This is a genomic window from Membranihabitans maritimus (assembly GCF_021729145.1).
Taxonomy (GTDB): Bacteria; Bacteroidota; Bacteroidia; order Chitinophagales; family Saprospiraceae; genus Membranihabitans; species Membranihabitans maritimus.
In genome coordinates this window covers 177,066-189,741 of record NZ_JAJSLW010000009.1, presented here as the reverse complement: position 1 = coordinate 189,741, position 12,676 = coordinate 177,066, and the positions used below count along the sequence as shown (strand labels likewise).

Here is a 12,676-nt window from a genome sequence, read left to right as displayed (position 1 = left end):
AGATGAATTTTTCAAAACCTATTATATACCTTTTTTCTCTATTTCAAATGCTTTGTTTTTCAGCTTGTGGTCAAGAAAAAGATAATCAAGTAACCCCAAAAGGTGATATACTAATTGTTTATCTATCCAGAACAAAAAACACCGAAACAGTTGCAAAAATTATTCAAAAGCAAGTAGGTGGTAAATTGGTAGAGTTAGAATTAGTCAACCCGTATCCGGAAAACTATAAAGAAATTGTAGCGCAGGTTGACCGTGAAAATGAAGAAGGATTTTTACCTGAATTGAAAACTAAAATCAACGATTTGGATAGCTATGGAACCATATTTCTCGGTTTCCCCACTTGGGATATGCAGATGCCACCGCCAATGAAAAGTTTCTTAACCAATAATGATTTAAGCGGAAAAAAGGTCATTCCATTTAACACCAATGCGGGTTACGGTGTAGGAAGCAGTTTTCAAACTGTTGAGGACCTTTGTTCCAATTCAACAATTTTAGAAGGCTATTCTACCAAAGGCGGTATTGAGCGTGACGGAATCTTATTTGTGATGGAAGGTGAAAAATTAATTGAAGTGAGCACCGAAATAAAAGAATGGTTGGAAAGCATAGGAATATTATAAAATTTAGAATATTAATAAATAAAAAAATGAACAATCAAGAAAATATAAAAGGAAAAGTAATTGTCATCACCGGAGCCAGTAGTGGATTTGGAAAGTTATCAGCAGAATATTTGTCTGAAAAAGGAGCTTTAGTAGCATTAGGAGCTCGAAGTACATCCAAAATTGAAGCAATTGCCAAAGCAATTAACGATAAAGGCGGCGAAGCAATAGCGGTAACCACTGATGTTACTGACAAAGAACAGGTGAAAAACCTTGTTGATTCAGCTGTTAAAACATTTGGAAAAATAGATGTTTTGCTCAATAATGCTGGTATTATGCCGCTTTCGCCATTAGAGTATCTAAAAATTGATGATTGGGAGCAATGCATTGATATAAATATAAAAGGTGTATTGTATGGCATTGCCGCTGCATTACCCCATATGAAAGAACAGAAATCAGGACACATAATTAGCGTTTCTTCTGTTGCAGGTCATACCATTAGCCCTGGAGGTGCGGTTTATTCTGCTACAAAGTATTCGGTAAGAGTAATTTCTGAAGCCTTACGTCAAGAAGTAAAACCGTATAATATTCGAACAGGAGTTATTTCGCCTGGAGCTGTAGATACTGCCTTACCAAGTAGTGTAACAGCTGGCGATGTTGCAGAAGGCATTAAGCAATACTATAAAGAAAATGCAATCTCTGCAGATTCGTTTGTGCGTGCATTGGCTTATATGATTAACCAACCTGAAGATATGGATGTGAATGAAATATTATTTCGTCCAACAAGTCAGGAATTATAAACTATAAATTATGAGGAATCAAAAAATTATTCAATATGGACTATTACTATTGCTCACTATATGTTGTCATTCCATAAATGCCCAAACTGTAATGGAAGACAATTCACACTTGACATTAAAACAACAAAGCATTGCTACCATTGCAGCATTAACCGCTAAAGGTGATTGGGATAATTTAAAGACAGGATTATCCCAAGGTTTAGACAAAGGCTTGACTATTAACGAGATTAAGGAAAAATTGGTGCATTTATACGCTTATACAGGATTTCCAAAAAGTATTAGTGGTCTTAAAGTCTTTATTGAAGTATTAGACGAAAGAAAGATCAATGGAATTAGGGATATTCAGGGTAAAGAAGCATCACCTATTGATGACAATAATGATAAGTACGAACGAGGAAAAGCGGTTTTAGAAGAATTGTTACAAAGTCCTTTACCCGAAACACAGCCTGAATACCAGCGGTTTTCATCTGCAATGGATAGATTTCTAAAAGAACATCTATTTGCTGATATTTTTGAACGCGATGTATTGAATTACCAACAGCGAGAACTAACAACTGTTTCAGCATTAATCGCTTTGGGTAATGTTGAGCCAATGTTACGTTCACACTTAAAAATCTGCATTATTCAAGGATTTACCAAAAAACAAATGGAGCATTTGGTTGAAACATTAAAGCCATATTTAAAAAGAAAGAAGATAAAATCTGCTAAAAAAATTATTAAAGAATTAGAATAGATATATCTGTAATATTGGTATAAGCAACTGTAATACATATAAGTATAACCATATTATTATTTCGAAATTTGACATATGAATTTAATATTTAGAAAAATGAAACAAATTATATTATCCCTATTTGCTCTTGGGTTATTCAGCTTTTCCAATGCACAGACTAATGAAAAAAGTTTATTAACCATTCAGAAACAAGGTGTTTTTGCGGTTGGCGGTACTGTTATTGAAGCTGAAGGAACATATAATCCCAACAATCCTAAAACTGAAGGACAGACTTTACACGTTGATCACGCTACGGTACAATATCAAATACCTGCTGATACTCGTAAATTACCATTAGTGTTTTGGCACGGTTTCGGTCAAACTGCAAGAACTTGGCAAACTACAGCTGATGGTCGCGAAGGTTTTCAAACGATTTTTTTAAGAAAAAACTATCCTGTTTATCTAATTGACCAACCACGAAGAGGTCAAGGAGGAAGAAGTCCACAGGAAACTACAATTCCAGCAACACCAAACGAACAGTATTGGTTAGGAATGTTTCGTATTGCCAAGGGTGATGATTATATGCCCAACGTACAATTTGATAAAAGCCCTGAAACCTTAAATCAATTTTACAGACAAATCAGTCCAGATTTGGGAACTATAGATTTTGAAGTCAATACTGATGCGGTTTCAGCTTTGTTTGATAAAATTGGAAATGGAATATTGGTAACCCATTCGCATAGTGGTGGCCAAGGGTGGACAACAGCTATCAAAAACGAAAATATCAAAGCCATAGTATCTTATGAACCCGGAAGTGGATTTGTGTTTCCTCAAGGCGAAACACCTGAAACTATGCAAAGTGCGGGTGGCCCATTGGAAGCTGTAAGCATTTCGAAAGAAGATTTTTTAAAACTCACCAAAATTCCAATCATCATTTATTATGGCGATTTTATTCCTGAAACACCATCCGAATTTTATGGCACGGACAATTGGCGACCACGGTTGGCAATGGCTAAATTATTTGTAGCAACCATCAATAAATATGGTGGCGATGCAAAAGTGGTTCATTTACCCGAAATAGGCATCAAAGGTAATACCCATTTCCCGATGTCAGATTTAAACAATAAAGAAATAGCAAAATTAATGGCTGACTGGTTAACAGAAAATGGTTTAGATAAAACTTCAAATAGTGAAACTTCAATGGAAGAAGAAATTAAAACACTTTCAAAGGCAAAGTGGCAATGGATGGCAGATAAAAATGAAGATAGTCTTTCAAATCTTTTTCACGAGAAAGCAAAATTTGTTCATATGGGCGGCACTTGGGGAACAGAACGTGAGTTACAAGTAATTAAAAGTGGTGGTATTTGGTATAAAAAAGCCGATGTGCACAATGTTTCTGTAGAAATATTTGGCAATACCGCCATTGTTTGGAATGAAATAACACTATTAGCAGTAGTAGGCAACAACGAAGTAAGCAATCGGTTTATGGTGACAGAAGTGTATCAAAAAAATGGTAGTGATTGGAAATTAACCAACTTAACGTTCTCAAAACTGATGTAATTAAAATTTAAAATGATGAATGCAATAAAAAAAATAATACTGACAATGTCGATAATATCCGTTTATACAGCAAATGCTCAATACCATCAAAAGGCAGAAGAAAACCCATTTTCATTGGTCTATGATGGAGCAATTATAGAAAATGTAAAAGGGAAAGTCAATATTTATCCTGTGACCTACAAACTAAACGGAATTGATATTGCTGCCAATGTTTATACACCGGCAAATTATGACGCTTCAAAAAAATATCCGGCAATAACAATTGCACACCCTAATGGCGGTATTAAAGAGCAGACCGCTGGACTATATGCACAAAAATTGGCAGAAGCAGGTTACATAACCATTACAGCCGATGCATCCTACCAAGGTGCAAGTGGCGGTGAACCGCGTCATACAGACAAACCACAATTCCGTACAGAAGATATTCACGGTATGGCAGATTTTATTTCACAATATCCAGGAGTTAATACAAGCCGTATCGGTGCTTTAGGAATTTGTGGTGGCGGTGGTTATACCCTAAAAGCAGTTCAATCAGATAAACGATTTAAGGCGGTAGCAACATTGAGTATGTTTAATTCGGGATTGGTAAGACGTAATGGCTTTCAAAATTCGCAAATAGGAACAATTCAGGAGCGATTAAAAAATGCTTCAGATGCTCGTCAACAAGAAGCTGAAGGTGGTGAAATCCTTTATTCAGGTGTGGCAAGCATCACAGATGAAGAAATTGCAAAAACCACAACTGATTTGTATCGCGAAGGATATGAATATTATTACAGAACCCACGCACATCCAAACTCGACTTTTCTTTACACGACAAGCAGTTTAATGGATTTAATGACTTGGGATGCAACCGACCAAATTGAATTAATCAACCAACCTTTATTGATGATAGCAGGAAGCAAAGCCGATACAAAGTATATGACCGATGAAGCATTTATAAAAGCAACCAATGCAAAGAATAAAGAGTTGTTTTTGATTGATGGTGCAACTCATATTCAAACCTATTGGAAACCTGAATATGTAAACCAAGCAGTAAATAAATTGGTAAGCTTTTATCAAACAAACCTTTAAAACTCAAACTAATGAAGTATCACTTAAACTATATTTTGCTGTTTGCAATTGTGTTTTTTGCAGCTTGCAACAACAATCAGAAAATGGAAGAAAAGAAACTACATAACGAGCCTGCATTTCCAAAAGGAGAAAAGGTTGTGAGTGAAAATTTCACAGGATCTGTTTGGCTCAATTATTTAGCAGAAACCGACAGTATTCATAACGTAAATATAGGTTCAGTAACTTTTGAAGCGGGTGCAAGAACCAATTGGCACTATCACAAAGGTGGACAAATACTTTTGGTAACAGAAGGAAAAGGTTTGTATCAGGAAAAAGATAAGCCGATTGAAATCATTGAAAAAGGCGATGTAATGAAATGCCCACCCAACATAGAACATTGGCACGGAGCTACACCCACCGAAGCAATGACACATATTGCTATCGGGACAAATACAAATATTGGAGGAGCGATTTGGTTAGGTCCAGTTACAGATGATGAATATAATCAACGGATTCAATAATAATACAGACAACGAAAACTCCACCTCACAAGGTCAAGCACATTTGCAAGTCGCACAAGCCAACGCACAGACCAAAACTTGCAAAAGAGCTTGCCTTTTCCCGACCCGGTTAAAATTTTTCCCACCCTTTTTTTTAATTTTTTACCGACTCACAAACCGCACACGGACAGCGAAATGAAGAACCACAGCCGCTAACAGCGTGTATGTGCAATAGCGGGTGAAGTGGAAAATCAACAGTTATCGCTTTTAACTATCTTTGTGCATAACGGAAAGGTAAGTGCTTCTAAATCCGCTACTGCACATACACGCAAAACGTTGTGCTTAATATAAATGAACTCAAAATGGAAAGAATAACTGTAAGATTAAAAATTGAAATCCCATCTGACAAAGCTTTTCAAAAGTTCGTAAATGAATTGAATGAATGGTGGCCAAAAGAATACACTTGGTCACAGGGAGAACTTAAAGAAATCAAAATTGACGGCAGAATGAACGGGCTTTGTACAGAAATTGGCCCAAATGGATTTCGCTGCGATTGGGGAACAGTTTCAGAGTTTATAGACAGCAAAAAGATTAGTTTGAAGTGGCAGATAAGTCCGAAACGAGAGCCTATTCCGAATCCAAAAAAAGCAAGTGACTTACAAGTGAGTTTTGTCGCAAATGGAGATTCAACGATTATTGACTTTGAACATTTCAACTTTGAAAATCACGGAGAAGGGTCAGAAAACTACAGGGAAATGATGAATTCAGAACAGGGATGGGATTACATTTTGAACAACTTTAAAAAGCACTGCGAAAAATAAAAATACTAAGCACAACAGCTAAGTATTCGGCTTGCCGACAGGCAAGAGCTGAATAGTTTGTTGACTGACCCGGTGCTGGGCATTGGAAGAGGGACTTATGGAGAAATTGATGAGTTGTTATAGGCTAAACCTGAAAGAACAGGACAATGATGTTATACAATTCATAGTTTCTGAGACTAAATTTACTCTGATTGATGATCTATGAATTGAATTTAAGGAAGTTTTCTTACATTATTGTTAGGTTTCCGAAGGTTTTGGGCATAGGTTTCTTGTTATTGCAAATTGCAAATTCTTAAGAATAGGGATATTGAGAACGAATGTATACTATTAGAGATTTAGGCGGTGCTCTACCACTAAATTCTGCAATAGTTATCAAAGTACCTTTCTTACATTTGGGGCATTTTCTCAATAAATTTGTTGGTTGTTGAGTTGATTTTTTGTGTATAGATGGCAGTGGTTTTCCATATAGCTGTGCTTGGATCCTGGGTAATTTTGTTTTCTTCCAAGAGCTGCTCAAACAACCATAATGTCTAATACGGGTAAACCCCTTAGGGAGGATATGTAACTGAAATTTTTTGATAAAATCTAGCATGGACAGATCAATGCTTATTTTTTGTGCGCCATTACGATAGTTTTTAGCAGAGAACTTTACTCGGTTTTTATGTTTATTAACCTGTATTATCCTATGGTTTGAGATCGCTACTTTATGGGAGTACCTACCGAGATATTCAATGACATGCTCTGGTTTTCCGAAGGGTTTTTTAGCATAGACAACCCAATTTTTGGAGAAGAGGGTATCATAGGTACATGGATTAATCAACAGGGGAGATTGACGTAATAAATGAACCAATTTTGCGCGGAACATCTTCGATAAAGCTTTTACGGAGAAGAGGAATTTGCGGTTATACTTAGAGTGTTTCCAATTTCCACTTTGAGACACTCCTCCAGCGGGAACAATGCAATGGAGGTGAGGGTGTAGACTGAGATTTTGACCCCAGGTATGAAGGACAGCTATCATACCAATTTGAGCATTGAGTTCCTTTTTGCCGAAGAGGTTGAGCGTCTCCCAAGCTGCTTTGAATAAAAATTTGTATATCAGCCCTGGATGTTTTAAAGCAAGAGGGTTGAGCTCATGCGGTAATGTAAATACAACATGAAAGTAAGGCACAGGGAGGAGTTCGTTTTCTCTAGCAGTGATCCACTCTTCTCTTTTGTGTCCCTGGCATATTTCTACAAGAATTGTAGCTTATGTGTAGGTTACTACAACAATCACTTTGATCTATATGTCCGCCTAACTCGTGTGTTCTACATTTTCTCAAGGCATGTAATGTCCGCAAATGCCAAGAGGTAAAACTAAGCTGCGTAAGGTCGTTTTTACAATGCTGTAAAACCTGTTGAACAGTATGGATCGTTCTCACCAATTAAAAAGTTTGTCAAGCGGACTGTACTTTGGTGAATTCTCATTTTGTGCAACGTGTAGGTAGATGAGCGTTGTTTCTATTCTGGCATGACCAAGTAATTGTTGAATCGTAAGGATATTCAATCCTTGTTCAATGAGATGCGTGGCGTAAGTGTGTCTGAGGGTGTGTGCGGTAAAATGTTTGTGCGTATCGACCTTACTGCAGCACTCTTTTATCAGCCATTGGATGGTTCTTACGGTGATGGGCCTTGGATCACTATCAGGACTAACCTGACTATTAAACAAAAACTTTGAGGGATTACAGATGTCTATATACTTTTCAAGTCCCCTAGAGAGGTGGTCACCGAGGGGGAGGTAACGATCGAACCTACCTTTTTGCTGACGGATGAGGATTGTTTTACGCTCCACATCCACCTCGGATAGGAGGATGTTACATAGTTCATAGCTCCTAAGCCCACAACCGTAAAGAACAGCAAGCATCATGCGATGTCTGAGGTATTTTGGGGCACAGAGGAGTTGTCGCGTTTCATCATAGTTGAGAATGATGGGGAGTTTGTTTTGTCTTTTGATTTGAGGTAGTGCAATTTTTTTATCCGGAAGGTTTAGAACTTTGTAGGCAGATCGCAACCCATAAATAGTATGTTTGAAGAAGCTTTCTGATGGCGTTTGATGTTGGTTTTTACAGTAGTTCAGATAATCCTGAACCTGATCATCACTTAAAGTGCTAGGGCAACAATGATGATAGAGTGCCATATGTGCAAGGCACCTGATGTAATTTTTAAAAGTGGATTTAGCTTTACCTGAAAGTTCAAAGGATCGTTTAAGTTGATCGTGAAGGTAACCGAATTCTGTAATTTCTTTGAGCGCTTGCGCTACAATCGTAGGATTTTTTTTAATTTCATGATACTCAAGTTTTAATGAATTACAAAAATAAAACGATATTACAAAACATGAAAAAGCTCCCGACGAAGGAGGGTTAGTTCAACAATGGCTATAAGTAATTGCTGGTTCTCGCCTACTTCTGAAAATCTTCGCGGATTTTCAGTTTGGTGAGCACTTGCAAAGTTAACCGCCAAACCATACAACTACCCATAGCCGAGACCGTTGTGTACAAGCACAATAAACTAAAATGAATAATGGAGTAATAAATACGAAACTTGGAGATATTGAATACAGTTCAATCGGAAAAGGAATCCCAATAGTATTTGTACATGGCGGACATTCAAATTGCAATGAAACACTTTGTATTAAAGGATTTGATTTAGAAAAATTTCAATTAATTATCCCTTCTCGACCTGGATACGGAAAAACTCCTTTGAATGGCAACCGAACACCAAAACAAGCAGCCGACTTAACAATAGAATTAGCAAACCATTTATCAATAGACAATGTAATTATTTATGGCATTTCAGCGGGCGGATTAACGGCAATTGAATTAGCAAGCAATTACCCAGATAGAGTAAGTAAGATGATTCTCGCATCTGCGATTTCAAAAGAATGGCTTGATAAGCAAGGAAAAATATATAAGACTTCAAAAAAGATGTTCAATCCCAGAATGGAAAAAATTGTATGGGGAATGGTGAGGTTCTTTTCTCGGATTTTTCCAAACATGATTGAAAAGAGTTTTTATCCTAAGTTTTCTAATAATCCAAGCCACAAATTAAAAAAAGATGACGTTACAGAATTGATTTCTACAATAAGACACTACAACTCGAAAACAGGATTTTTAAATAACATTGACCAAAATATCGATGATGAGGTAATTTCAAAAATTAAATGTCCAACTCTGATTATTCATAGTGAGAATGATAGTAGTGTACCATTTGAACATGCCCTACACGCAAATAAAATGATTAAGAATTCAGAGATTGCAAAATTGAATAATGAATGGGGGCATTTATTTTGGATTGGAACTGATTCAATAGAGTCAATAACAAAGACAATAGAATTTATAAAGAGAAACTCCAGCACACACAAAACCTATAAGCAATAGCGTCCTGCGGGACGCTATTGCTTATAGTTAAACCGTTTTGGCTGCACCCCGAACGAAACATCGTGATGACAATAGACAAATGACAGGTTTATTGAACTTATAAATTTTCAGATGTTTGCATAATTACATTTCGTAAGCGTTCTTCATTTTTATCCCCCCAATTTCCTAAAGCTGAAATGACAGGAATGATGGTTTTTCCAAAATCGGTTAGTGAATATTCAACTTTTGGCGGAACAACAGGGTATATTTTCTTTGTAACTAGTTCGTGCTGTACCAATTCCTTCAACTGAATATTTAATACTCGTCTTGAAGCATCGGGTATTTTACGTTGCAGTTCGCTTGGGCGTTTATGACCTTCATTAATAAACCACAGCAAGCGAATTTTCCATTTACCATAAAGTACTTCGCCAATCAGGTCAAGACCACAATTTAAGTTCAACGGAATTTTTCTGTTTTTCATAGTACAAATTTAACTCAATGTACCATAATGTACAATAGGTGAAAAAATTATCCCTATGCAATTCGATATTCCGTACTTGCAAATACAGCTGGTATGTACCAATTTTGCACTTAAATAATTAAACAAATGGAACAAATTAACTTCAATAATGAGTTATCGGGTAAAATAGCCCTGGTAACAGGAGGCACAAAAGGTACAGGAAAAGCAATAGCAGAAAGACTTTCACAAGCAGGTACAAACGTCATTATAACGGCAAGAAATGAACCCGAAAAAGAAAACCAAAATCTACATTTTATTTCAGCAGATTTAAGTAAAGCCGCAGGAACAGAAAAAGTAGTTAAAGAAGTTTTAGAAAAATATGGTAAACTTGACATTCTTATAAATAACCTTGGAGGTTCAGAAACAAAAGGTGGAGGTTTTGCTGTGTTAACGGATGCAGATTGGGAAACAAGTTTACAAACAAATTTACTAGCACCAGTTCGGCTTGATCGTGGATTTTTACCTCAAATGATAGAAAGGAAAAATGGCGTTATCGTTCATATTGCTTCTATTCAAGCACAGTTACCTTTGTACGACAGCACTTTACCCTATGCTTCCGCAAAAGCAGGTTTACTGAATTACAGTAAAAGTTTATCAAACGAGGTTTCACCAAAAGGTGTTCGTGTATTGACTGTTTCGCCAGGTTGGATAAATACCGCTTCGTCAAAAGCAATGATGGAGCGAATAGCCGAAAGTTCAAACATAACCATTGAGCAAGCAACAAAAAGTGTAATGGACAGTTTAGGTGGAATACCTTTTGGGCGACCTGCACAACCCGAAGAAATTGCAGAATTGATTGGCTTTTTAGTTTCACCACGAGCAAATTATTTAACAGGAACAGAATTTGTAATCGATGGAGGAACCATTCCTACTATTTAATAATAATCTCTAAAAATAAAAAAAATGAATTTACCAAAAGTAATAACAGATTTAGTGAAAGCACAAGACAATTTTGATAGTACAGCTTATGCCAATTGTTTTACTGAAACAGCAGTAGTTGTTGACGAAGGAAAAACATATAACGGAAAAAAGGAAATCAAAAGTTGGATTGAAAAAGTCAATAAGGAATACCAAATAACAATGAAACCACTTGAATATTCAGAAACAGCAAAAATTCTTAAAGCTGAAATTTCGGGCAATTTTCCGGGAAGTCCTGTTATTCTATCTTATTATTTAAATTTAAAAACCGAACTTATTCAATCATTAAGAATAACTAGCTGATAAAAAGGGCAGCAGCTAACAATGTATAAGAGCAATAGCGGTTTAATTGTAAAGTTGAACCGATTTTATTTTTAATTAAGTATATTTCGATCCGAAAACAGTACCTTTTAATCCACTACTGCTCTTATACTTGTCCGTTGGCAGCAATTAAAAAAAACGACAGAAACGAGATGATAAGAGAGATAAGATACTCAGACATTGAAGGATTAAACAACCTTCCTCCTTCTGAATGGAAATTTGACTATGAAGCTCTTATCAGGGACTTTATTAAGGAGGACTTTTTTTATGCTTTTACCCAAGTTCATGACAACAAAATTGTAGGGACAGGAAATGTTTTCTTAAAAGGTAAAATTGGGTGGCTTGGAAACATTATGGTGGACAAAGACTGTAGAGGGAAAGGATTTGGATATCTGATGACAAAATTTCTTGTTGATTTTTTAGAAAACAAAGGATGTGAGACACAACTATTAATAGCAACTGAACTTGGAGAGGCAGTCTATAGGAAACTTGGATTTAAAAAGATGACTGAATATCTAAGCTTTGAATCAAAGGTTGACAATGAACTCAGTTTCCCTAATTCAGTAAGAAAATTAGAATTATCCGATTTAGAAAGCGTATCTAAATTAGACTTAGATACAAATTCGGAAGACAGGATTCATTTGATTCAAAAATTTTATACCAATGGGGTCGGTTACTTCAATGACCAAAATGAATTATTGGGGTTTTATCTGCCTGAATTTGGAAGAGGTTTGATTATATCCAAAGATAAGCAAGCGGGAATTGAATTAATTAAACTGAAACATTCTAAGAAAGGAAAAAGAACGTTATTGCCTGTTGAAAATCAAATCGGAATAGAACAATTGGAGAATATGGGATTGTGGAAAGGGGAAAAAAGTTCAAGAATGATTTTAGGCAAAGAAAACAAATGGATTCCAAGCAATATTTATTCGTATGGAAGTGGGTATTGCGGATGAAAAAACAAAAAACAGCTGCCAGTCGAGTAGACGGCTCCGCCCATAATTGAGTGGAATACGCCTCTTGCCACAGGCATCCCTTGCGGCGCACTTACCATCCAATAATTGCTAAGAACAGAGGTTTAGCAGAATGTCAAAACAAACTAGTGGAAGGTTTACCGACCTAAGGTGGGCACTTATTGATTGAGTATAAATACTTATAAAGTGTTAAATAAAATATATGTTAATTCCTTCTTCGTCCGTATGCGAAAACTTTCGGGATACGGACCTTCCCGACGATAAATATCAGAACAGGCCGTATACGGCGGTTCTTCCGATAGCTATCGGAATTGACCTGACTTGTTGGTAATATTCTACCATGGATAAATATATCCTTGCTTTTAATCGTTCTATGGTAACAGTTGTTACTAGAATGGGGCTTTGCGCTATGCGCCATCCGCCCATTCTCGTCCTACTCCATGCATATGCCCTATCTTGGTCTAATCCCAATCGAATTAGATTCTTCCTTTTCCCCCTCCCACCGCTTCGCG

At 36.5% G+C, this 12,676-nt stretch carries 14 protein-coding genes and 2 pseudogenes; 12 read left to right on the top strand and 4 right to left on the bottom strand.

What is annotated here, in order from left to right:
- Window positions 1-2: 2 nt before the first annotated feature.
- The 8 genes and pseudogenes from LVD47_RS12740 (at window position 3) to LVD47_RS12710 (ending at window position 6,039) form a co-directional block, all read left to right on the top strand.
- Window positions 3-617, top strand: coding sequence for a flavodoxin family protein (locus tag LVD47_RS12740; RefSeq protein ID WP_236976680.1), 615 nt, complete (start codon window positions 3-5; stop codon window positions 615-617).
- Between the two features lie 26 nt (window positions 618-643).
- Complete coding sequence (locus LVD47_RS12735; protein ID WP_369427795.1) at window positions 644-1,396, top strand: SDR family oxidoreductase; 753 nt, start codon at window positions 644-646, stop codon at window positions 1,394-1,396.
- Window positions 1,397-1,406: 10 nt separating this feature from the next.
- A complete protein-coding gene (locus tag LVD47_RS12730; RefSeq protein ID WP_236976676.1) occupies window positions 1,407-2,129 on the top strand; it encodes a carboxymuconolactone decarboxylase family protein in 723 nt (240 codons plus the stop codon).
- Between the two features lie 96 nt (window positions 2,130-2,225).
- A pseudogene (locus LVD47_RS12725) lies at window positions 2,226-3,284 on the top strand (alpha/beta hydrolase); the annotation flags it as partial.
- A gap of 24 nt (window positions 3,285-3,308) precedes the next feature.
- A complete protein-coding gene (locus LVD47_RS24090; protein WP_369427794.1) occupies window positions 3,309-3,668 on the top strand; it encodes a nuclear transport factor 2 family protein in 360 nt (119 codons plus the stop codon).
- Between the two features lie 15 nt (window positions 3,669-3,683).
- Entirely contained in the window at window positions 3,684-4,739 is a 1,056-nt protein-coding gene (locus tag LVD47_RS12720; protein WP_236976666.1) for an alpha/beta hydrolase, read from the top strand.
- A gap of 11 nt (window positions 4,740-4,750) precedes the next feature.
- Window positions 4,751-5,239 carry a (R)-mandelonitrile lyase gene (locus LVD47_RS12715; protein WP_236976664.1) on the top strand — a complete coding sequence of 163 codons (489 nt, stop codon included), beginning with the start codon at window positions 4,751-4,753 and terminating at the stop codon, window positions 5,237-5,239.
- Between the two features lie 341 nt (window positions 5,240-5,580).
- The gene (locus LVD47_RS12710; protein ID WP_236976662.1) at window positions 5,581-6,039 is read left to right on the top strand and encodes an SRPBCC domain-containing protein; all 459 of its coding nucleotides are present in this window, start codon (window positions 5,581-5,583) and stop codon (window positions 6,037-6,039) included.
- 292 nt (window positions 6,040-6,331) lie between these two features.
- Here the strand turns inward: LVD47_RS12710 and LVD47_RS12705 are convergent.
- Together LVD47_RS12705 and LVD47_RS12700 are read right to left on the bottom strand one after the other, a co-directional pair.
- A pseudogene (locus tag LVD47_RS12705) lies at window positions 6,332-7,457 on the bottom strand (IS91 family transposase).
- Window positions 7,454-8,314, bottom strand: coding sequence for a tyrosine-type recombinase/integrase (locus LVD47_RS12700; RefSeq protein WP_369427793.1), 861 nt, complete (start codon window positions 8,312-8,314; stop codon window positions 7,454-7,456). Before LVD47_RS12700 ends, LVD47_RS12705 begins: the two are co-directional and overlap by 4 nt.
- Window positions 8,315-8,588: 274 nt before the next feature.
- Between LVD47_RS12700 and LVD47_RS12695 the strand changes: the two genes are divergently transcribed.
- Entirely contained in the window at window positions 8,589-9,452 is an 864-nt protein-coding gene (locus LVD47_RS12695; RefSeq protein ID WP_236976659.1) for an alpha/beta fold hydrolase, read from the top strand.
- Between the two features lie 97 nt (window positions 9,453-9,549).
- On the opposite strand, the gene LVD47_RS12690 is transcribed toward LVD47_RS12695, so the two are convergent.
- Window positions 9,550-9,912 (bottom strand): winged helix-turn-helix transcriptional regulator, encoded by a 363-nt coding sequence (locus LVD47_RS12690; RefSeq protein WP_236976657.1) that lies wholly within the window; start codon window positions 9,910-9,912, stop codon window positions 9,550-9,552.
- Between the two features lie 126 nt (window positions 9,913-10,038).
- Between LVD47_RS12690 and LVD47_RS12685 the strand changes: the two genes are divergently transcribed.
- From LVD47_RS12685 to LVD47_RS12675, 3 genes are all read left to right on the top strand, one after another.
- On the top strand, window positions 10,039-10,830 hold the full coding sequence (locus tag LVD47_RS12685) for an SDR family oxidoreductase (protein ID WP_236976655.1): 792 nt from the start codon (window positions 10,039-10,041) through the stop codon (window positions 10,828-10,830).
- A gap of 24 nt (window positions 10,831-10,854) precedes the next feature.
- The gene (locus LVD47_RS12680) at window positions 10,855-11,172 is read left to right on the top strand and encodes a hypothetical protein (protein WP_236976653.1); all 318 of its coding nucleotides are present in this window, start codon (window positions 10,855-10,857) and stop codon (window positions 11,170-11,172) included.
- A gap of 137 nt (window positions 11,173-11,309) precedes the next feature.
- Window positions 11,310-12,146: a GNAT family N-acetyltransferase gene (locus LVD47_RS12675; protein ID WP_236976651.1), complete on the top strand. Its 837-nt coding sequence runs from the start codon at window positions 11,310-11,312 to the stop codon at window positions 12,144-12,146.
- Between the two features lie 285 nt (window positions 12,147-12,431).
- Here LVD47_RS12675 and LVD47_RS12670 read toward each other — a convergent pair whose 3' ends face one another.
- Entirely contained in the window at window positions 12,432-12,635 is a 204-nt protein-coding gene (locus LVD47_RS12670; RefSeq protein ID WP_236976649.1) for a hypothetical protein, read from the bottom strand.
- Window positions 12,636-12,676 lie beyond the last annotated feature (41 nt).